Source organism: Muricoccus nepalensis (assembly GCF_006438825.1).
GTDB lineage: Bacteria > Pseudomonadota > Alphaproteobacteria > Acetobacterales > Acetobacteraceae > Roseomonas > Roseomonas nepalensis.
The window spans coordinates 82,512-103,006 of sequence record NZ_RCZP01000016.1 but is presented as its reverse complement, the minus strand read 5'-3'; the positions used below and the strand labels follow the sequence as shown (position 1 = coordinate 103,006).

General features: G+C 74.5%; 18 protein-coding genes and 2 pseudogenes. 13 read left to right on the top strand and 7 right to left on the bottom strand.

Annotated elements, in window-relative coordinates:
* Positions 1-66 precede the first annotated feature (66 nt).
* Together EAH89_RS16570 and EAH89_RS33470 are read left to right on the top strand one after the other, a co-directional pair.
* Positions 67-1,100, top strand: a pseudogene (locus tag EAH89_RS16570) (IS3 family transposase); the annotation flags it as partial.
* 13 nt (positions 1,101-1,113) lie between these two features.
* A pseudogene (locus tag EAH89_RS33470) lies at positions 1,114-1,425 on the top strand (integrase core domain-containing protein); the annotation flags it as partial.
* A 602-nt stretch (positions 1,426-2,027) separates the two neighbouring features.
* Here EAH89_RS33470 and hslU read toward each other — a convergent pair.
* On the bottom strand, positions 2,028-3,365 hold the full coding sequence (gene hslU, locus EAH89_RS16560; RefSeq protein WP_140884821.1) for an ATP-dependent protease ATPase subunit HslU: 1,338 nt from the start codon (positions 3,363-3,365) through the stop codon (positions 2,028-2,030).
* Positions 3,365-3,919: an ATP-dependent protease subunit HslV gene (gene hslV, locus EAH89_RS16555; RefSeq protein ID WP_140884820.1), complete on the bottom strand. Its 555-nt coding sequence runs from the start codon at positions 3,917-3,919 to the stop codon at positions 3,365-3,367. The genes hslU and hslV overlap by 1 nt, the downstream gene beginning before the upstream one ends.
* A 144-nt stretch (positions 3,920-4,063) precedes the next feature.
* On the opposite strand from hslV, the gene EAH89_RS33105 reads away from it, so the two are divergent.
* From EAH89_RS33105 to EAH89_RS16520, 7 genes are read left to right on the top strand one after another with little or no spacing between them, the layout of a single operon-like run.
* Positions 4,064-5,275, top strand: coding sequence for an energy transducer TonB (locus EAH89_RS33105; protein ID WP_140884819.1), 1,212 nt, complete (start codon positions 4,064-4,066; stop codon positions 5,273-5,275).
* A 58-nt stretch (positions 5,276-5,333) separates the two neighbouring features.
* Positions 5,334-5,939 carry an imidazoleglycerol-phosphate dehydratase HisB gene (gene hisB, locus EAH89_RS16545; RefSeq protein WP_140884818.1) on the top strand — a complete coding sequence of 202 codons (606 nt, stop codon included), beginning with the start codon at positions 5,334-5,336 and terminating at the stop codon, positions 5,937-5,939.
* Complete coding sequence (locus EAH89_RS16540) at positions 5,939-6,307, top strand: DUF2628 domain-containing protein (RefSeq protein WP_140884817.1); 369 nt, start codon at positions 5,939-5,941, stop codon at positions 6,305-6,307. Before hisB ends, EAH89_RS16540 begins: the two co-directional genes overlap by 1 nt.
* Entirely contained in the window at positions 6,304-6,954 is a 651-nt protein-coding gene (gene hisH, locus EAH89_RS16535; protein ID WP_140884816.1) for an imidazole glycerol phosphate synthase subunit HisH, read from the top strand. Before EAH89_RS16540 ends, hisH begins: the two co-directional genes overlap by 4 nt.
* Complete coding sequence (locus tag EAH89_RS16530; protein ID WP_140884815.1) at positions 6,951-7,526, top strand: GNAT family N-acetyltransferase; 576 nt, start codon at positions 6,951-6,953, stop codon at positions 7,524-7,526. The genes hisH and EAH89_RS16530 overlap by 4 nt, the downstream gene beginning before the upstream one ends.
* 37 nt (positions 7,527-7,563) lie before the next feature.
* The gene (gene hisA, locus EAH89_RS16525; RefSeq protein WP_140884814.1) at positions 7,564-8,280 is read left to right on the top strand and encodes a 1-(5-phosphoribosyl)-5-[(5-phosphoribosylamino)methylideneamino]imidazole-4-carboxamide isomerase; all 717 of its coding nucleotides are present in this window, start codon (positions 7,564-7,566) and stop codon (positions 8,278-8,280) included.
* Between the two features lie 8 nt (positions 8,281-8,288).
* The gene (locus EAH89_RS16520; RefSeq protein WP_140884813.1) at positions 8,289-9,668 is read left to right on the top strand and encodes an MFS transporter; all 1,380 of its coding nucleotides are present in this window, start codon (positions 8,289-8,291) and stop codon (positions 9,666-9,668) included.
* Between the two features lie 27 nt (positions 9,669-9,695).
* Here EAH89_RS16520 and EAH89_RS16515 read toward each other — a convergent pair whose 3' ends face one another.
* Both EAH89_RS16515 and EAH89_RS16510 read right to left on the bottom strand, forming a co-directional pair.
* Positions 9,696-10,193, bottom strand: a complete 498-nt coding sequence (locus EAH89_RS16515; protein WP_140884804.1) for a hypothetical protein — start codon at positions 10,191-10,193, stop codon at positions 9,696-9,698.
* A gap of 97 nt (positions 10,194-10,290) precedes the next feature.
* On the bottom strand, positions 10,291-10,800 hold the full coding sequence (locus EAH89_RS16510) for a bactofilin family protein (RefSeq protein ID WP_140884802.1): 510 nt from the start codon (positions 10,798-10,800) through the stop codon (positions 10,291-10,293).
* Between the two features lie 465 nt (positions 10,801-11,265).
* Between EAH89_RS16510 and EAH89_RS16505 the strand changes: the two genes are divergently transcribed.
* From EAH89_RS16505 to typA, 3 genes are all read left to right on the top strand, one after another.
* On the top strand, positions 11,266-12,261 hold the full coding sequence (locus EAH89_RS16505) for an adenosine kinase (RefSeq protein WP_140884800.1): 996 nt from the start codon (positions 11,266-11,268) through the stop codon (positions 12,259-12,261).
* A gap of 68 nt (positions 12,262-12,329) precedes the next feature.
* On the top strand, positions 12,330-13,013 hold the full coding sequence (locus EAH89_RS16500; RefSeq protein WP_140884798.1) for a hypothetical protein: 684 nt from the start codon (positions 12,330-12,332) through the stop codon (positions 13,011-13,013).
* A 337-nt stretch (positions 13,014-13,350) separates the two neighbouring features.
* On the top strand, positions 13,351-15,186 hold the full coding sequence (gene typA / locus EAH89_RS16495) for a translational GTPase TypA (protein WP_140884796.1): 1,836 nt from the start codon (positions 13,351-13,353) through the stop codon (positions 15,184-15,186).
* A 73-nt stretch (positions 15,187-15,259) separates the two neighbouring features.
* Here the strand turns inward: typA and EAH89_RS31315 are convergent, their stop codons facing one another.
* The 3 genes from EAH89_RS31315 to EAH89_RS16480 form a co-directional block, all read right to left on the bottom strand.
* Entirely contained in the window at positions 15,260-16,186 is a 927-nt protein-coding gene (locus tag EAH89_RS31315) for a hypothetical protein (RefSeq protein ID WP_161993633.1), read from the bottom strand.
* 94 nt (positions 16,187-16,280) lie between these two features.
* Positions 16,281-17,549 carry a phosphoribosylamine--glycine ligase gene (gene purD, locus EAH89_RS16485; RefSeq protein ID WP_140884794.1) on the bottom strand — a complete coding sequence of 423 codons (1,269 nt, stop codon included), beginning with the start codon at positions 17,547-17,549 and terminating at the stop codon, positions 16,281-16,283.
* 93 nt (positions 17,550-17,642) lie between these two features.
* Positions 17,643-18,812 carry a sensor histidine kinase gene (locus EAH89_RS16480; protein WP_140884792.1) on the bottom strand — a complete coding sequence of 390 codons (1,170 nt, stop codon included), beginning with the start codon at positions 18,810-18,812 and terminating at the stop codon, positions 17,643-17,645.
* Positions 18,813-18,902: 90 nt separating this feature from the next.
* On the opposite strand from EAH89_RS16480, the gene xseA reads away from it, so the two are divergent.
* Positions 18,903-20,489 (top strand): exodeoxyribonuclease VII large subunit, encoded by a 1,587-nt coding sequence (xseA, locus tag EAH89_RS16475; RefSeq protein ID WP_140884791.1) that lies wholly within the window; start codon positions 18,903-18,905, stop codon positions 20,487-20,489.
* Positions 20,490-20,495: the final 6 nt, after the last annotated feature.

The window sequence follows — 20,495 nt, the reverse complement described above, 5'->3', positions numbered from 1 at the left end:
TGACGTGCCCCCGTAGAAGCGGTCCGTCGGTTATGTGGACCGGCGGCTGTTTTGAGGAGGCAGAGGATGGGCCGGAAGAGGACGCACACGCCCGAGGAGATCGTCGCCAAGCTGCGGCAGGTTGAGGTGCTGACCACGCAAGGCAAGCCGGTGTCGGAGGCGGTGCGGGCGATCGGGGTGACCGACCAGACCTATTACCGCTGGCGGGCCGAGTTCGGCGGCCTGAAGCTGGACCAGGTGAGACGGTTGAGGGAGCTGGAGCGGGAGAACGCGCGGCTGCGGAAAGCGGTGTCGGACCTGACGTTGGACAAGGTGATCCTGAAAGAAGCGGCGTCGGGAAAATACTGAGCCCCGCCCGTCGTCGCGCGGCGGTGGGGCACGTGAGGGATGAGTTCGGCGTGTCCGAGCGCAGAGCCTGCGCGGTGCTGGGGCAGCACCGCTCGACACAGCGCAAGGTGCCCTGCGCAGCGGACGACGAGGAGGCGCTGACGGCAAGCATCATTGATCTGGCCCGGCAGTATGGCAGGTACGGCTACCGCCGGATCACCGCGCTGCTCCGGGTGGAGGGCTGGCGGTGCAATCACAAGCGGGTTGAGCGTATCTGGCGCCGTGAAGGGCTGAGGGTACCCGCCCGGCAGCCTAAACGTCGTCGGCTGTGGTTGGCTGACGGCTCCTGCGTGCGGCTGCGCCCCGAGCGGCCGAACCAGGTATGGGCTTATGATTTCGTGGAGGACCGTACCCGGGACGGGCGCAAGTTCCGGATGCTGAATGTCGTCGATGAGTTCTCCCGCGAGTGCCTGGCCATCCGGGTGGGCCGACAACTCAGGGCCGCTGACGTCATCGACGTGCTGTCGGACCTGTTCATCCTGCGCGGCGTGCCGGGTCATGTTCGTTCGGACAACGGGCCCGAGTTCGCCGCCACGGCCGTGAAGGGCTGGATCACCGGCGTCGGCGCGAGGACGGCGTTCATCGAGCCGGGCAGCCCCTGGGAGAACGGCTACGTGGAGAGCTTTAACGGCAAGCTGCGCGACGAACTGCTGAACGCCGAGGTGTTCAACACACTCGCCGAGGCCAAGGTCCTGATCGAGCAATGGCGCCGTCGCCGCCACGGCCGTGAAGGGCTGGATCACCGGCGTCGGCGCGAGGACGGCGTTCATCGAGCCGGGCAGCCCCTGGGAGAACGGCTACGTGGAGAGCTTTAACGGCAAGCTGCGCGACGAACTGCTGAACGCCGAGGTGTTCAACACACTCGCCGAGGCCAAGGTCCTGATCGAGCAATGGCGCCGCCACTACAACACCGTTCGCCCGCACTCCTCGCTGCACTACCGCCCGCCCGCGCCAGAGGTCGTCCTAACGCACCTCGGCAGGCCACCACACGGCCAAACCGCCCACGCCTCGGCCCAGCTCCTGCCCATGCGCCATTAACATCCGACCCGGCGCACCTCGTGGGGGCTTGTCAAAGACGCGAGCGAAGTTTTTCCGGACGGATTCGATCTCCTCCCACCCGGTCCCCTCGCCCTCCACGAACAGGAAGCTCACGCCGGGAAGCAGGGCGGGATCGGGCCGGAAGGGCCGGCAGACGACGAGGACGGTGTCCGTCCCCCCCGGACGCTCCGCCGTTCCCGGAACGGGGCTCTGCTCGGGGGCGATCGTCGGGAGTCTCATGGAGTTCTCGTCTGAGCGGAGTGGAGGAGGGCCCGGGTGGATGGCTCCGGCGCCCGTCGGAATTTCGTTACGCACTTGAAATTCTTGCCGGCGCCCCCTGCCGGTAGGTTGCACAGTTCCGCTCCGCTTTCCACCAGAAATAAACTTATCGTGTGGTTAGGGTTCTCTCCCCCTGAAACAGGTTGCAATTTTTGTCATTCGCGAGCGCATTCCCTAAAATGCTCAAATTCACGGAAATGTGAGCGAGCTTTCGCAGGAAGCAGGACGTCCGCGGCGTCCGAATCCACCGGCGCCGGGGAGGGCGCGCGGCCGCCCCCCGGCGCCAGCCGGGCCGCCCCGATGGGGGCGCCCGCCGGATGCCCTCAGAGAATGAAGCGCGACAGGTCCGTGCTGGAGGCGAGCGCCCCCACCTTGTCCCGCACCATCGCCGCGTCCACCCGCACCGTATCGCCGCGGCGGTCGGAGGCGGTGAAGGACACCTCCTCCAGCAGCCGCTCGAGCACGGTCGCCAGCCGGCGGGCGCCGATGTTCTCCACGCGGTCGTTGATGTCGGCGGCCATCTCGGCCACCGCGTCGATCGCGTCCGGCCCGAAGTCGAGCGTGACGCCCTCGGTGCCCAGCAGCGCCGTGTACTGCGTCGTCAACGCGTGCTCGGGCTCGGTCAGGATCCGGCGGAAGTCGTCGCGCGTCAGCCCCTTCAGCTCCACCCGGATCGGCAGGCGGCCCTGGAGTTCCGGCAGCAGGTCCGAGGGCTTGGCGAGGTGGAAGGCGCCGGACGCGATGAAGAGGATGTGGTCCGTCTTCACCGGGCCGTGCTTCGTGTTCACCGTCGTGCCCTCGATCAGCGGCAGCAGGTCGCGCTGCACACCCTCGCGGGAGACGTCGCCGCCCCGGAAGCCGCCCTCGCTGGTGCGGGCGCAGACCTTGTCGATCTCGTCGATGAAGACGATGCCGTTCTGCTCGGCATGCGCCACCGCGTTGCGGGTCAGCGCCTCCTGGTCGAGCAGCTTGTCCGCCTCGTCGCGCTGGAGGGCGCTGCGGGCCTCGGCCACCGTCATCTTCCGGGCGCGGGACCGGCCGCCGAACATCTTGCCCATCATCTCCTGGATGTTCCCGGCGCCGGGCGGCATCCCCGGGATGTCCATGGCGCCGATGGGCGTGGCCTGCTCGGCCACCTGCACCTCGACCTCCTTCGTCTCCAGCCCGCCCTCGCGGAGGAGCTTGCGGAACTTCATCCGCGTCTCGCCCGAGGCGCCCTCGCCGACGAGCGCCGTCACCAGCCGCTCCTCGGCGGCCAGCTCCGCCTTGGCCTGCACCTCGGCGCGGGCGCCCTCCCGCATCCCGGTGATGCTGGCCTCGACCAGGTCGCGCACGATGCTGTCCACGTCGCGGCCGACATAGCCGACCTCCGTGAACTTCGTGGCCTCGACCTTGAGGAAGGGCGCGTTGGCCAGCCGGGCCAGGCGGCGGGCGATCTCCGTCTTGCCGCAGCCCGTCGGCCCGATCATGAGGATGTTCTTCGGCACCACCTCCTCGCGCAGCCCGGGCGCGAGCTGCTGGCGGCGCCAGCGGTTGCGCAGCGCGATGGCGACGGCGCGCTTGGCGTCGTGCTGGCCGACGATGTAGCGGTCGAGCTCGGAGACGATCTCGCGCGGGGAGAGGTTCACGGCTTCGGTCACGGCGGTGTTGTCCAGGGGCATCAGAGAGTCTCCACCACGAAGCGCCCGTTCGTATAGACGCAGATGTCGGCGGCGATGGTCATGGAGCGGCGGGCGATCTCCTCGGCCGCGAGGCCGTCCACCGTCATCAGGGCGCGGGCCGCGGCCAGCGCGTAGTTCCCGCCCGAGCCGATGCCGATGACGCCGTCCTCGGGCTCCATCACGTCGCCCTGGCCGGTGATGAGGAGGGAGCGGTCCTTGTCCGCCACCGCGAGCAGCGCCTCCAGGCGCCGCAGGCTGCGCTCGGTCCGCCAGTCCTTGGCGAGCTCCACCGCCGCCCGCTCGAGCTGGTCCGGGAAGCGCTCGAGCTTCGCCTCCAGGCGCTCCAGCAGGGTGAAGGCGTCGGCCGTCGCGCCGGCGAAGCCGGTGATGACACGGCCGCCGGCGATGCGGCGGACCTTGCGGGCGTTGTTCTTGACGACCGTCTGGCCCATGGAGACCTGGCCGTCGCCGGCCATGGCCACCCGCCCGTCCTTGCGGACGCAGAGGATCGTCGTGCCATGCCAGCCGAGGGTGTCTTGTGCTGTGTTATTCATGATGGGTGCCATGTGAAGGCGCCCATGTGGCGATCCGGCCGCCCTGTTGCAATCGCACCGGTTCCCCCGCCGGGCCGGGCGGCTTATCTGGCGGGGTAACGAAGGGCAGGGTGGTCTCCGGGTGGCGTCGACGATGGTCCAGGCATGAGCGCGGCGGGACTCTCCGCGGGCCGGACCGTCCTGCGGCCGCCCCCGCGCCGCGCGATCCGCGGGCGGCGGGGGCATCCCTGGCGGGGCCCGGCCCTCGCCCTTTCCGTGCTGCTGCACCTGGCGGTGCTCTGGTGGGCCCTCTTCGGCCTGCCGCCGCGCCAGATGAGCGAACCCGGCTCCCCCGCCGCGGTGGACGTCGTCTACGAGGGCGGCGCGCCCGAGAGCCTGCCGGCCCCGCCGAGCGAGGGACCGCCCGCGCCGCTCGAACCCCCGACGCCCGGCGCCCTTCCGGCGCCGCCCTTGCCGCGCACGGCCGAGGCGCCGCCCTCCGCCCCGCCAGCGCCCGAGGCAACGGCCGAGGCGCTCGCCCCGCCCAGCCCCTTCGAGCCGCCCCCGCCCGCGCCGCCCCTGCCCGCGCCTCCCTTGCCCGCCCCGCCGCAGCCCCTGCCGCCGGCCCCGGCGGCCGAGGTCCCCCCGCTGGCCGTCCTGCCGGCGCCGCCCCCGGCGCGCGCCCTGCCGCCCCTGCCCGAGCGCCCCGCGCCCTCGGAACTCTCCCTGCCGCCCCCGCCCGTCGAGGCGCCGCGCGCGCCGGAGGTCGCGGCGCTGCCCCTCCCGCCGCCCTTCGTGCCGGAGCCGCCCGCCGCGCCCGCGCGCCCGCCGCCCGCCCCGCCGGTGGCCTCGCCCGCCCCCGCCCCGCCGGCCGCGCCGCCCAATGCCCCGCCGCGTGCCCGGCCCGTCTCCCCCTTCGCGGGGGCGCTCGACCTCAGCCAGGGGCCGCCGATCAGCCTCGGCCGTCCCGCGGCGCCCGCCGCCCCCGGCGGGTCGGGCCAGCGGCGGGACCAGCAGGCCGCCGCCTCCGCCGCGCCGCCCAACGCGGACGCGCCGAACGCCCAGCTTCGCATCCGCGGCGCCAACCTCGGCGCCGACTGGCGCTCGGCCTTCATGGCGTGGCTGCGCGAGCACGGCTACTACCCCCGCCAGGCCGCCGAGGCCGGGGAGGACGGCACCGCCGTGGTCCGCTTCACGGTCGACCGCACCGGCCGCGTCTCGGGGCTGCAGCTCATCGGGCGCTCGGGCTCCATCTGGCTCGACGCCGGGGCCCAGGCCCTGCTCCGCGGCCGCTCCGTCCCGCCCTTCCCCACGAGCACGCGGGAGGACAGCGCGGAGATCGACCTCACCATCAACTACATTCTCCGCCGGCGGTGACGCGATAACGGGGCGGGCCCCGCTGGCCGCCACACCGCCGGGGGTCTAAAGAGCCGCCATGGACGCTTTCCCCCGCCGGGCCGAGATCGCCCGCGAGACCTCCGAGACCCGGATCCGCCTCAAGCTGGACCTCGACGGCACCGGCCGCGCCGAGATCGCGACGGGGATCGGCTTCCTCGACCACATGCTCACGGCCGTCGCCCGCCACGGGATGCTGGACCTCGCGGTGGAGGCGGTCGGCGACCTGCACATCGACTTCCACCACACCACCGAGGACGTCGGCATCGTCCTCGGCCAGGCCATCCGCAAGGCGCTCGCCGACAAGCGCGGCATCCGCCGCTACGGCCAGGCGCTCGTCCCGATGGACGAGGCGCTGGCGGAGTGCGCCATCGACATCTCGGGCCGCCCCTTCCTCGCCTGGTCCGCGAGCTTCCCGCGCGACAAGGTCGGCGAGATGGACACGGAGCTCTTCGAGGAGTTCTTCCGCGCCGTCGCCATGAACTCGGCCATGACCGTCCACCTGACGCAGCGCGCCGGCACCAACGCGCACCACATCGCCGAGGGCCTCTTCAAAGCCTTCGCCCGCGCGCTCCGCATGGCCGTCGAGGCCGACCCCCGCGCCGAGGGCACCATCCCCTCCACCAAGGGCGTGCTGGAGGCGTGATGCGGGTCTTCACCGTCCACGCCCGGGCCGGCGAGGGGAAACCCGCCACCCGCCTCGTGCGGGAGGGCTTCTCCGGCTGGGCCACTCTCTTCGGCCCCCTCTGGCTGATCCGCCACGGGCTCTGGCTCGCGCTCCTCGGCTACCTCCTGCTCGCCACCGCCGTCGCCTTCGTCCCCGATCCCTGGGAGGGCTGGGCGACGCTGGCGCTCCAGCTCCTGCTCGGCCTGCACGCCCGCGACCTCCAGCGCTGGACGCTGCGCCGCCGCGGCTTCGCGACCGAGGGCGTGGTCGCCGGGCGCGACGAGGAGGAGGCGCTGCTCCGCCTCCTCTCCGCCCGCCCGGGCCTCGCCCGCGGGGTGATGGCGTGAAGGTCGCGGTCATCGACCCCGGCTCGGGCAACCTCGCCTCCGTCCGCCGCGCCTTCGAGCGCGCGGCGCGCGAGGAGGGCCTGCCGCTTGACCTCACCGTCACCACCACCGCGGAGGAGGTCCGCGCGGCCGACCGCGTGGTGCTGCCGGGCCAGGGCGCCTTCGCCGCCTGCGCCCGCGGCCTCGCCGCCCTGCCGGGGGTGGAGGAGGCGCTGCGGGAATCCGCCATGGACCGCGGCCGCCCCTTCCTCGGCATCTGCGTCGGCATGCAGCTCATGGCCGAGCGCGGGCTGGAGCACGGCGTGACCCCCGGCCTCGGCTGGGTCACCGGCGAGATCGCGCCGATGGACCCCCGCGGCGAGGACGGCGCCCCGCTCCCCCTGCCGCAGATGGGCTGGAACGCCCTCGACACCCGCGCGGCCCATCCCCTCCTCGCCGGATTGCCCGAGGGGGCGCACGCCTACTTCGTCCACTCCTACGCCCTCGCCGGCGGCCGGCGCGAGGAGTTGCTGGCGAGCACCGCCTATGGCGGCGAGGTCGCGGCGGTGATCGGGCGCGACAACCTCGCCGGCACCCAGTTCCACGCGGAGAAGTCCGGGCCCGTCGGGCTCCGGATCCTGCGGAACTTCCTCCGCTGGAACCCATGACCCAGGCGACCCACACCCTTCTCGTCGAGCGCGTCGATTCCCTCTCCGATGCCGACCTCGCCGACCTCTGCGAGGCGACCGACGCCGCCATCATCGAGGGCGGCGGCTTCGGCTGGGTGAACGCCCAGGGGCGCGAGGCGCTGACGCGGCACTTCCGCGGCGTGCTGCTGGTGCCCGAGCGCGTGCTCTTCGTGGCCCGCCTCGACGGCCACCCCGTCGGCTCCGCCCAGCTCGTCCGCCCGCCCCGCTACAACGAGGCCCAGGCCTGGTCCGCCCAGCTCACCCACGCCTACATCGCGCCCTACGCCCGCGGCCACGGCCTGGCGCGGCTGATGGTGCGGCGGGTGGAGGAGCACGCGGCGGCGCTGGGCCACCGCGTCCTGAACCTCGACGTGCGCGAGACCCAGGAGACCGCGATCGCCCTCTTCGAAGGGCTCGGCTACACGCGCTGGGGCACCCACCCCGCCTACGCCCGGATCGAGGGCCGCACCGTCGCCGGCCACCACTACTACAAGGCGCTGGAGCCCGTGCGCGGCCGTTCCAAGGACGCGCTGTTTCCCCCCGAACGATAAGCCGCCGCGGGCGACGCCGGCCGGCCGAGGAACCGCCATGGACTTCACCCCCTACCCCGCCATCGACCTCAAGGGCGGGCAGGTCGTGCGCCTGAAGCGCGGCGACATGGCGCAGGCGACGGTCTACGGCGACCCCGCCACCCAGGCCCGCGCCTTCGACGAGGCCGGCTTCCCCTGGCTGCACGTCGTGGACCTCGACGGCGCCTTCGCCGGCCGCCCCGCCAACGCGGAGGCCGTGCGCGCCATCCTCGCCACCACCACCCGCCCCGTGCAGCTCGGCGGTGGCATCCGGGACATGGCGACCGTGGAGGCCTGGCTCGGGGCCGGCATCGCCCGCGTCATCCTCGGCTCCGCCGCCGCGAAGGACCCGGACTTCGCCCGCGCCGCCTGCCGCGCCCATCCCGGCCGCGTCGCCATCGGCATCGACGCGCGGGACGGCCGGGTCGCGACCGAGGGCTGGGCCGAGACCGGCACGCTCACCGCCCTCGACCTCGCCCTCCGGCTCGAGGACGCGGGGGCTGCCGCCATCATCCACACCGACATCGACCGCGACGGCATGCTCGGCGGCGTCAACGTCGAGGCTACGGCGGCGCTGGCCGCGCGCCTCGCCACCCCCGTCATCGCCAGCGGCGGCGTGGCCGGGCCGGACGACCTCGCGGCGCTGCGCGCGACCGGCACCATCGCCGGCGTCATCATCGGCCGCGCCCTCTACGACGGGCGGCTGACGGCGCGGGACGCGCTGGCCGCGGCCTGAGCCGGCGCATGAGCGGGACCATCCCGGCGGAGGAGGAGGAGGACGGCCTGCCCATGCCGCGGCGGCTGCTCGCCGCCTTCGGCGTGCTGCTCGGCACCTTCCTCGGCACGCTCGACAGCTCCATCGCCAACGTCGCGCTGCCGACCATCGCGCACGACCTCGGCGGCACGCCCGCGGCCTCGGTCTGGGTGGTGAACGGCTACCAGCTCGCCACCGCCGTCGCCCTGCTGCCGCTCGCCTCCCTCGGCGAGCGGATCGGCGCGCGGCGGCTCTACCTCGCGGGCACGCTCATCTTCACCCTCGCCTCCCTCGCCTGCGCGCTGGCCCCGAGCCTCGGGGGGCTGGTCGCCGCGCGCGTGGCCCAGGGCCTGGGCGGCGCCTGCTCCTCGGTCGTGGGCGGGGTGCTCATGCAGGCGATCTTCCCGCGCCGGCTGCTCGGGCGCGGCATCGCCCTCTTCGGGCTGACCGTCGCCATTTCCACGGCCCTGGGGCCGAGCGTCGCGGCCGGCATCCTGACGGTCGCGAACTGGCGCTGGCTCTTCGCGGTCAACCTGCCCATCGGCGCGCTGGCGATCGCGATGGCCCTCCGCTATCTGCCGCCCGGCCCCCGCCAGCACCGCCCCTTCGACCTCGCGGGCACGTTGCTCAACGCGGCCGCCCTCGTGCTGCTCGTGCTCGGCGTGGACGCGCTCGGCGGCTCGGCCGCCCTGGGCCTCGCGGGCATCGCCGCGGGCGTCGCGCTGATGGTCCTCCTGCTGCGCCAGCAGCGCGCCCGCCCGCACCCGCTGGTGCCGCTCGACCTGTTGCGCATCCCGCTCTTCGCGCTCTCCTTCGCCACCTCCATCCTCTCCTACGCCGCGCAGACGGTGGCCTATGTCGCGCTGCCCTTCTTCTTCCAGCACGGGCTCGGCTACGACGCGGTGCGGACGGGGCTGCTCATCACCCCCTGGCCGCTCGTGATCGTCGTGGTGGCGCCCCTCTCGGGATACCTGTCGGACCGCTACCCCGCGGGCATCCTCAGCAGCATCGGCATGGGCTGCCTCGCGGCCGGGCTCCTCGCCCTTGCCCTGCTGCCGGCCGCGCCCTCGGACCCCGACATCGTCTGGCGGATGGTGCTCTGCGGCATCGGCTTCGGCTTCTTCCAGACGCCGAACAACCGGGCGATCCTCACCGCCGGCCCCCGGTCGCGCGCGGGCGCGGCCAACGGGATGCTCGCCCAGGCGCGGCTGCTGGGCACGACGCTCGGCGCGGCGGTGGTGGCCGTCGGCTTCGGGCTGCTCGGCGACGGCGCCACCGCGCCCCTCCTGCTGGCGGGCGCGGGCTTCGCCCTCGCGGGCGCCGCGGTCAGCCTCGGGCGGCTGGGCCTGCGCGCGCCGGCGAAGGGCTGAGGCCGCCGGGCGGTCAGCCCGCCCCGTTCAGCCCGAGACCAGCTCCGAGAGGCACCCCGCCTCGGTCCGCCGCTGCGTGCCCGAGGCCCGCGCCGCCGCCCAGGCGACCCGCGGCGTCCGGTTCTCGCGGTAGAGCACGACGTCCAGCGCGCAGTTCGGCCCCTGGTAGAGCCAGATCTCCGCCTCCCCCTCCGGCCGCCGCCGCGTGGGCTGGCCGAGCACGGCGATCACCCCCTCGCGCGACTGGCCGAGAAGGGCGGAGACGCTGCCGGGAGCCCCGCGGCCGGCCGGCGCATTGGAAAGGGGGGCGCTCGGCAGGGGACGCGTGGCCGCCGGCCCGGCGTCGAGGCTGGCGATGCTCGCGCGGTGGCTCTCCAGCACCTCCTCCAGCACGCGGCTGGCGGTGCGGTCCGGGGCGGGGGCGCAGCTCGCGAGGGCCATGGCCAGGGCGGCGCCCAGCGACCGGCGGGCCGTCCGGCCCCGGGCCGGGGGGCGGGGGGGCTGCGCGCCGGTGTCCGGTTGCATGGCCATTCCTGGGCCATTCCTGGCTCGGAGAGGGTGGCGGGCGCGCGGGCCGTCCCGCCGCGCCCCTGGAAAGCGCCCCGGGGCCGGGGCGCGGCGCTCAGTAGCGTGTCGGCGCCATGTTGGGCTCCGCGTATTGCGGCGACTGGCTCGGCTGCGGCGCGGGCGAGGGCGCCTGCGGGGGCGCGGCGGCCTGGGCGTCCGTCAGCATCTCCATGCTGCCCGAGAGCTGCCCGCCCTCCTCGACCGAGAGGCGCCGGGTGCGGGCGGTGCCGAGCACGCGGCCGGTGGAGCGGATGGTGAGGCTGCCGCGGGCGGTGATGGTGCCGTCGAACACGCCGGCGATCTCGGCGTCCTCCACCTGCACCGCGCCCTTGAAGACGCCGGAATGGGTGATCTGCAGCTCGGTCGCGTGGATCATCTGGCTCTCGACCGTGCCGTCCACCACCAGGCGCTCGGCGTCCGCGACCGTGCCCTGGAGCGAGATGCCCTTGCCGACGACCAGCGTGCGGCGCTCGGCGGTGGCCGCGCGCGCGGCGGGGCGGGCCGGCATGGTCACGCCCGGCGCGGTCGGCGCCTGGGGCATGGTGGGCTTGGGCGGCAGGCTCATGACGGGGTCCTTGGGCGCTTGGCCCGGGGTGGGACGGAACGGAGGCATGGCCAGGTCGGGATCGCGGGACACCGGCACGGTCGTGGGTTCGGACGGACCCTGGTCAGTCGGGCGGCGGCGGAAGACGGACATGGCATTTCCCTGCAGGCAGGCGATCGTGATCCGGCTCGGCGAACCGTCCGGCGGACCCGGCGTGCAAGGGCTTTGCAAGCCGCGAACCAGCGGACAGAGGACCCGGCGCGGTGGGAACCCCCCGGCCCCGCACCTGCGTCCCTCGGCTATCACGGTCCGGAGATCGGGCACAACGGCCGGATGCGCGGCGGGCGCGGATAATTGCGCGGCACGGCCGGCGGCACGGCCGGAGGGGGGGTCTGCCCGACGCGGCGCCGCGTGCTATGGCACGGCCGGACGGCCCCCGGGGAACCATCCCTCCCCGGCCCAGGCAACACGCGAAGGAAGACCAGCATGGCGCAAACCGGCACGGGAGGGGCAGCGCTCGACGTCCTCGGCATCGGCAACGCCATCGTGGACGTCGTCGCCTCCGCCACCGAGGCGACGCTCGCCGAATGGGGCATGGCCAAGGGCGCCATGGCCCTCATCGACACCGCCCGCGCCGAGGCGATCCACGCCTCCCTCACCGCCAGCGTGCAGACCGGGGGCGGCTCGGCCGCCAACACCTGCGCGGCCGCCGCCTCGCTGGGCGCGAAGGCCGGCTACCTCGGCAAGGTCGCGGACGACGAGCCCGGCCGCGCCTTCGCGGCCGACCTCAAGGCGCTCGGCATCCGCTTCCCCACCGCGCCGCTGAAGGGCGGCGACCCCACGGCGCGCTGCCTCATCCTCGTCACGCCCGACGGGCAGCGGACGATGAACACCTATCTTGGCGCCTGCGTCGCCTTCGGCGAGGCGGACGTGGACAAGGCGGCCGTGGAGTCCGCCGCCGTCACCTACCTCGAGGGCTACCTCTTCGACCCGCCGGCCGCGCAGGCCGCCTTCCGCCACGCGGCCGCCATCGCCCACGGCGCGGGGCGCGCGGTCGCCCTCACCCTGTCGGACGCCTTCTGCGTCGGCCGGCACCGCACCGCCTTCCTCGACCTCATCACGCGCGACTGCGACATCGTCTTCGCCAACGAGGACGAGGCGCTCTCCCTCTTCCAGGTGAACGACGTGGACGAGGCCACCCGCGCCTTCGCCGCCACCGGCAAGCTCGTCGCCCTCACCCGCAGCGAGAAGGGCAGCCGCATCATCGGGGGTGGCGAGGTCATCGATATGCCGGCGGCGCCCACCACGGTCATCGACACCACCGGCGCGGGCGATGCCTACGCCGCCGGCTTCCTGGCCGCCCACGCGAAGGCCCTGCCGCTGGCCGAGTGCGGCCGCTGGGGCAGCGTGGCGGCGAGCGAGGCGATCTCGCATTTCGGCGCCCGCCCGCAGGCCGACCTCAAGGCCCTCGTCGGGGCCTGACCCCCTCCCGCGACGGCCGCGGGGCGTTCCCGCGGCCGGAACCCGCGGGGGGACAAGGCGCCCCCGGCGTGGGAAGCCGCCCCGTCCCGGCCGCGTTCCAGCCCGGCACCACCCAGCACCCGACCACCCAGCACCCGACCACCAGGCAAAGGCCCTCCATGACCCGCCCGACCAGCTCCCTCGCCATCGCCCTCGCGGCCCTCGCCCTCGCCGGCCCCGCCTTCGCCCAGTCCGGCTACGCCGACCCCGCCATCCGCGAGATGCAGCGCGAGCGCGGCAGCCCGGCCGTGCCCTACGTCCCCGCCCAGGACCGCAACGCCGCCATGGCCGACAGCCTGGACGTCCAGACCGCCCGCGGCCTGATCGCCGAGGCCCGCGCCGCCCTCGTCCGCCGCCGCGCCGGGGCCGCCGTCGAGGCGCTGGAGCGCGCCGAGACCCGCCTGCTGACCAACTCCGTCGTCGCGACCGAGGCCTCCCGGCCCCAGGGCAGCGCGGCCCTGAGCCAGCTCGCCGCCGCCCGCCGCCTCGCTGGCCAGGGCGACACCCGCTCGGCCCTCCAGGCGCTCGACCGCGCCGAGAACGCCCTTCTCGCCACCCCCTCCGGCCCCGGCGCCGTCCCCCTGCCCGAGAGCGCGCCGACGGCCATCGACGTCCAGCCGCCCGTGCCGCCCTCCGCCCGCCCGCCGCGCCTGCCCCGCCCGGTGCCGCCCTCCCCCTACATGCCCGGCGAGGCCGCTCCCCCGCGGGGCTGACCCCGGCCCGGCGGCGCGGGAGGGCCGCCCCCCCCGCCCGCCGACCGGGACCGCATGACGGGGGCGCATGCGCGGGACGGGCCGCAAGCATCGCGGAATCTCTCGCAATCCGGCCCATGGCACGCTATCTGTGCGCTGCAACAAGCCGAACCGCCGAAGAAAGGCCCCGCCGCCCGATGCGCGCGGGGCCTTCCATATGGATGGATCTTCGAGCGAAGGCCGCGCCCCCGTCGGGGGGTGCGAAACGGGCGCGATCGGTTTCCCGGGCATCTTCCGGGCCAAACGGCATCGCGCGCACCGGGGCGGCACGCCCCGGCCAGACGAAGGACACCGCGCGATGACACAAAGCATCCGCAACGTGGCGATCATCGCCCACGTCGACCACGGCAAGACCACCCTCGTGGACAACCTGCTGAAGCAGGCCGGCGCCTTCCGCGTGAACCAGGTCGTGGCCGAGCGCGCCATGGACCGCAACGACCTCGAGCGCGAGCGCGGCATCACGATCCTCGCCAAGTCCACCGCGGTGGAGTGGAAGGGCGTGAAGATCAACATCGTCGACACCCCTGGCCACGCCGACTTCGGCGGCGAGGTGGAGCGCATCCTCTCGATGGTCGACGGGGCGATCGTCCTCTGCGACGCCGCCGAGGGCCCGCTGCCCCAGACGAAGTTCGTGCTCACCAAGGCGCTCGCCCGCGGCCTGAAGCCGATCGTCGTCATCAACAAGGTCGACCGCCAGGACGCGCGCGCCGACGAGGTGCTGAACGAGGTGTTCGACCTCTTCGCGGCGCTGGGCGCCTCCGACGAGCAGCTCGACTTCCACACCATGTTCGCCTCCGGCCGCCAGGGCTGGGCCGACCTGACGATGGACGGGGCCCGCAAGGACCTCTCCCCCATGTTCGACCTCATCCTGAGCCACGTGCCCGAGCCCACGGTCGACCGCGACGCCCCCTTTGCGATGAACGCCTCCATCCTCGAGGCCGACAACTTCCTCGGCCGCATCCTCACGGGCCGCATCGAGCAGGGCACCGCCCGCACGAACATGCCGGTCCGCGTGCTGCGCCAGGACGGCTCGATCGTTGAGACGGGGCGCTTGACGAAGCTGATGACCTTCTCCGGGCTCGACCGCGTGCCGGTGGACGAGGTCCAGGCGGGCGACATCTGCGCCATCGCCGGCCTGTCCGACGCCACGATCCCCGACACCATCGCCTCCCCCGAGGTGACGGAGCCGCTGCCCGCCATCCCCGTCGACCCGCCGACGCTGAGCATGACCTTCCGCATCAACGACGGCCCGCTCGGCGGCCGCGAGGGCAAGAAGGTCACCTCCCGCCAGATCCGTGACCGCCTCTTCAAGGAGACGGAGGGCAACGTCGCCATCAAGGTGAAGGTGTCCGAGGAAGTGGACGCCTTCGAGGTCGCCGGCCGCGGCGAGCTCCAGCTCGGCGTCCTCATCGAGCAGATGCGCCGCGAGGGCTTCGAGCTCACCATCGGCCGCCCGCGCGTGCTGACGCAGGTGAACCCCGAGACCGGCGAGAAGGAGGAGCCCTTCGAGGAGGCGCTCATCGACGTCGACGAGCAGTACTCGGGCGTCGTCGTCGAGAAGATGTCGCTCCGCAAGGGCATGATGCAGGACATGCGGCCGTCCGGCGGCGGCAAGGTGCGCCTGACCTTCCACATCCCGTCGCGCGGCCTCATCGGCTACCACGGCGAGTTCATGACGGACACGCGCGGCACCGGCATGATGAACCGCTTGTTCCTTGGCTATCAGCCCTGGGCCGGGTCGATCGAGGGCCGCGTGAAGGGCAGCCTCATCTCCAATTCGGACGGCGAGGCCGTGCAGTACTCCCTCTTCGCCCTGCAGGAGCGCGGCGCGCTCTTCGTGGACCCCGGCGTGAAGGTCTATGTCGGCATGATCCTCGGCGAGCACTCGCGCGAGAACGACCTCGACGTGAACCCGATCAAGGAGAAGAAGCTCACCAACATCCGTGCCGCCGGCAAGGACGAGGCGCTTCTCCTGGTGCCGCCGCGCCGCATGTCGCTCGAGCAGGCCATCGCCTACATCGAGGAGGACGAGCTGGTGGAGGTGACGCCGACCGCGGTGCGGCTGCGCAAGCGCTACCTCGACCCGCACGAGCGCAAGAAGCACGCCCGCCGCTCGGAGAGCGAGGCGGCGTGATCCGGGCCGGGGGCACAGCCCCCGGGACCGCGACAGGCAAAACCCCCGGCGGGTCTCCCGCCGGGGGTTCTCTTTATCCGAACAACCCCGGCCGCCCCGGCAGCCGGTCCGTCACCCCGGCCGAGCGCGGGTTCCACCACCACCGCCCGCGCGGCCCGACCACCACCCCCGCCTGGTGCCGCGGCCCCGGCGAGTGCCGCGCCTCCCCCGCCAGGATGGCCGCCCCGCGCGGCGTCGGCGCGTGCGGCGCCTCCCGCGCCAGCAGCCGCCGCGTACCGGTGGAGAGCCGCCCGACCACGTCGCGCAGGATGAGGTCGGTGAGGTGGAACACCGGGTCGGCCGCCCGCAGGTGGCGCAGCATCGGCCCCTCCTCCGTGATCCCCTCCGCTGCCGCCCGCATCACCAGCCGCTCCGTCAGCGAGAGGCCGTCCGTCACCCAGGGCAGGTCCTGCAGGTGCCGCCGCATCGCGCGCGCCAGGTGGGGCAGCGGCAGGGCCCGGCGGGTCAGCCGGTCGAGCGCCGTCGGGTCGTCCGAGGCGAAGGCGTCCCAGGCCTCGGCCCCCGCCTCGACCGCCGACCAGGGCAGCGGCTCCGCCTCGATCGCCTCCAGCTCCGCCTGCGGCATCTCCGCGAAGCCGCGCACCCCGTCCGGCGGCACCAGCCAGAGCCGCCCGGCCAGCGCCGGCCAGGCCGCCAGCACCGAGAGCACGCGGATGAGCGCCGCCTGGTCCCAGAGGTCGTGCTCGAACCAGAGCAGCACGCGGCCGTATTGCGGCAGCTCGCGCAGCGCCGCGTACTCGCCGGCCAGCCGCGCCCGCACGCCCGCGACCCCGTGCGCGTAGTGCCCGGCCACGAAGCCCGCGCGGCGGGAGACGTAGTCCTCGGGGAACTCGCCGTGCACCGGCCCCTGGCAGACGGGGTCCGCGATGGGGAAGAAGGCGCCGGGAACCCGGCCCCGCAGGTCGTCCCCGCAGCGGATGGACGCGATCGCCTCCGTCACCGTTGCCCTGTCCTCCCCGGGCGCGCCGCCCTCGTCACGATCCAGCCCCCAAGCTCTCGCCGAGTTTCATGAAGCCCTGGTTTACGCCGCGCCCTCACAGGGCCCGGTGCGCGATGTCGCGCCGGCAGAAGCCGCCGGGCCAGTCGAGCGCGTCCACGGCCCGGTAGGCCGCCTCCCGCGCGGCGCGGAGGTCGGGCGCGGCGGCGCCGATGCCCAGCACCCGGCCGCCGGCGGCGACCACCGACCCGTCCGGCCCCCGCGCCGTGCCCGCGTGGAAGACCCGCGCCCCCGGCACCGCCGCCGCCGCCTCCAGCCCGCCGATCCGCCCGCCCTTCTCCACCGCGCCGGGGTAGCCGCGCGCGGCCACGACGACGACGAGCGAGGGCTCATCGGACCACTCCAGCGAGACGCCCGAGAGATCGCCGGCCGCCGAGGCCGCCAGCGCCGGCAGCAGGTCGCCCCGCAGCCGCATCATCAGCGCCTGGCACTCGGGGTCGCCGAAGCGCACGTTGAACTCGATCACCCGCGGGCCGGTCGCCGTCAGCATCAGCCCGACGAAGAGCACGCCGCGGAAGGGCGCGCCGCGCCGGGCCATCTCGGCCAGCACGGGGTCCACCACCCGCGCCATCACCTCGTCCCGCAGGGCGTCGGTGAAGGCGGGGGGCGGGGAATAGGCGCCCATCCCGCCGGTGTTCGGGCCGGTGTCGCCGTCCCCCACCCGCTTGTGGTCCTGCGCCGCCGCCAGCGGCAGCGCGCGCACGCCGTCGCAAAGGGCGAAGAAGGAGGCCTCCTCGCCGATCAGGCACTCCTCGATCACCACGCTCGCCCCGGCCTCGCCGTGGACGCGGCTCTCCATGAGGTCGGCGATCGCGGCCTCGGCCTCCGCCACCGTCGCCGCCACCACCACGCCCTTGCCGGCGGCCAGCCCGTCCGCCTTCACCACGATCGGGGCGCCCTGTGCCCGCACATAATCCCGCGCGGCCGCGGGGTCGTCGAAGCGCGCCCAGCCGGCCGTGGGCGCGCCGGCGGCGTCCAGCACCTCCTTCGTGAAGGCCTTGGACCCCTCCAGCCGCGCCGCCGCCGCGTCCGGCCCGAAGCAGGCGATGCCGGCGGCGCGGAGCGCGTCGGCCAGCCCGAGCGTCAGCGGCGCCTCGGGGCCGACCACGACGAGGTCCACCGCCTTCTCCTGCGCGAAGGCCACCAGCGCCGGCACGTCCTCCGCCCCGATCGCCACGCATTCCGCGTGGGCGGCAATCCCTGGGTTGCCCGGGGCGCACCAGAGGGCCGTGAGGGCCGGGCTCCCGGCGATGCGCCAGGCGAGGGCGTGCTCGCGGCCACCGCCGCCGACCAGGAGAACCTTCATGCGCGCGCCCATCCCCGAAGCGGAATCCAGGGAGAGGCCTCCCCGCCGCCCTTTCTATTTTCGCCGGCGGGCGAGGGCCAGGGGTGCCGCCGCTCAGGTCACCAGGGGGAAGGTGACGCGGAAGCCGGTCCCCTGCGCCTGCTCCGTCCGCTCCAGCCGGCCGCCGACCTGCTGCACCAGCCGCCGCACGAGCTCCGTGCCCGAGCTGCCGGGCCGGGGCGGGCCCATGCCGATGCCGTCGTCGCGCACCCAGAGCCGGCCCTCGCCGGGCGGCGCCACCTCGAACTCCACCCGGATCACCCCGCCCCGCCCCTGCGGGAAGGCGTGCTTGAGCGCGTTCGTCACCAGCTCGTTCACCACGAGGCCGAGCGGCACGGCGCGGGAATGCGGCATCGCCGCGCTCTCGAGCGTGGCCTCGACCAGCACGCCCTCCCGCCGCTGGGAGAGGTTGCCGCAGAGGGCCTGGAGGTAGTCCGACAGGTTGATCAGCCCCGTCGCGCCGTCGGGGCTGAGCTGGTCGTGCGCGACGCCGATGGCGGCCACGCGGTCCAGCACGTCGCCGAAGACACGCCGCGCCTCCTGGTCCGGCAGGCGCCGCCGCTGCATGACCAGCAGCGAGAGGACGAGCTGGAGGTCGTTCTTGCTGCGGTGCTGCAGCTCCCCGCGCAGCATCCGCTCCTGCGCCAGGGCCCGGGCGGCGTCGGCCACCGCGCCCACCGCCGCCTGCTCCCCGATCCGCCCGCGCAGCGCGAGGCCGAGCGTGTGGCCCAGCGCCGAGAGGAAGCGCACGTCGTCCTGGCCGAAGTGCCGGGGCTCCTGGCTGTCCACCTCCAGCACGCCCCAGACATAGCCGTCCACCGCCACGGGCACGTTGAGCAGGGAGACGATGCCGTGGTCCCGTAGCAGCCCGGAATAGCGGTACTCCGGGTCGTTCGGCAGGTCCGCAACCACGTTGGGCAGCCGCGTCTGCAGGGCCTGGCCGGGCGGGGAGGCGAGGTCGGTGCCGAGGCTCACATGCCCCACCACCCCCGGCCCCCAGCCCACCCCCGCCACCACCAGCAGGTCCCCCACCTCCGGCCGGTAGCGGAGCACCTTCGTGTGGCGGATGCCGATGCCGCGCGCGGCCTGCACGCAGGCGAGCTGGGTGAGCCGGTCCACCTCGTTGCTCTCGCCGGTCATGCGGCCGAAGTCGCTGAGGATCTCGCCGTAGCGTCGCAGCCGGGTGAGCTGGTCCTCGGGCGGGGAAAGGGTATCGGCTGGCATGGGGCGGCCGGGAACTCCGGGGAGGGGGAGGGGGACGCTTCCGCGCGACGGGCGCCGCCCGCGTGGCGCCGGGGAGCGGACGGGGCCATAATGCCGCCGATGGACGGCACCCACGGCAACATACCCGAATACAGCGTCACGGAAATCTCCGGCGCCGTGAAGCGGACGCTCGAGACCGCCTTCGGGCGCATCCGCGTGCGCGGCGAGATCACCGAGTTCAAGACCTATCCCTCGGGCCACTCCTACCTCTCGATGAAGGACGAGACGGGCACCATCCGCGCGATCATCTGGCGCGGCGCCCTCTCCAAGCTCGCGGTCCGGCCCGAGAACGGCGTGGAGGTGATCGCGACCGGCAAGATCACCGCCTCCGACAAGCGGTCCGACTACGCGCTGCAGATCGAGCGGCTGGAATACGCCGGCGAGGGCGCGCTGCTGGCGCGGATCGAGAAGCTGCGCCTCCGCCTCGGCGCCGAGGGCCTCTTCGACGAGGGCCGCAAGCGCCCGCTCCCCTTCCTGCCCGAGGTGATCGGCGTCATCACGAGCGAGAAGGGCGCGGTGCTGCACGACATCCGCACCACCCTCGCCCGCCGCTTCCCCCGCCGCGTGCTGCTGATCCCCGTGGCCGTGCAGGGCCAGGGCGCGGCCGAGCAGGTGGCGGCCGCCATCGCGACGATGGGCGCCCTCTCGCCGCTGGGCCGCATCCCGCGGCCGGACGTGATCATCGTCGCCCGCGGCGGCGGCAGCCTCGAGGACCTGATGGCCTTCAACGAGGAGGTGGTGGTCCGCGCCGCCGCCGCCTCGCCCATCCCCCTCATCTCCGCGGTCGGGCACGAGACCGACACCACCCTCATCGACTTCGCCAGCGACCGCCGCGCGCCCACGCCCACCGCCGCGGCGGAGCTCGCCGTGCCCTCGCGGGAGGAGCTCCTCGCCGCCCTCCAGCAGCGCGGCACCCGCCTCGCCCGCGCGGCCCATTCGGTGCTCGACCGCGGGCGGCTCCGCCTCGGCCGCGCGGCGACGGGGCTGCCCGACCTGCCCGCCCTCGTCGCCGCCGGGCGCAACCGGCTGGAGGACCGTGGCCACCGCCTCCAGCTCGCCCCGCGCGCCCTCATCGGCGCCAAGCGGCGGCTGCTGGAGGGCACGGCCGCCCGCCTGCCCCGCCCGCAGGAGGCCATCGCGGCCCGCCGCGCCGCCCTCTCCCTACTGGCGCTCCGCGCCGGCGGCGCCGCCCGCTCGGCGCTCGACCGCTCCTCCCGCCGCCTCGCCGGCCTGCCCGACCCGGCGCCGCTCCTCCGCGCCCGCCTGCGCGAGGCGCGCGCGCGCGAGCTTCGGGGCGCCGAGCGCCTCCAGGCCGCCGCCCAGCGCCGCCTGGCCGAGCGCGGCACGGCCCTCTCCCGCATCCCGGACCCGACGCCCTTCCTGGCCGCGCACCTGCGCACCTGCCGGGCGGCGCTGCGCGGCCTGTCGGCGCGGCTGGAGGGGGCCTCCTACGAGGCGCTGCTGGAGCGCGGCTTCGCCCTCGTCCGGGACAGCGCCGGCCAGCCCGTCACCGCCGCGGCCGGCGTCGCGCCCGGCCAGCGGCTCCTGCTGAAGTTCGCCGACGGCACCCTGAGCGTCACGGACGACCGGGCGAGGCGGCCCGCGAAGGGCGGCGCGGCGCAGGAGACGCTGCTGTAGCGGGCG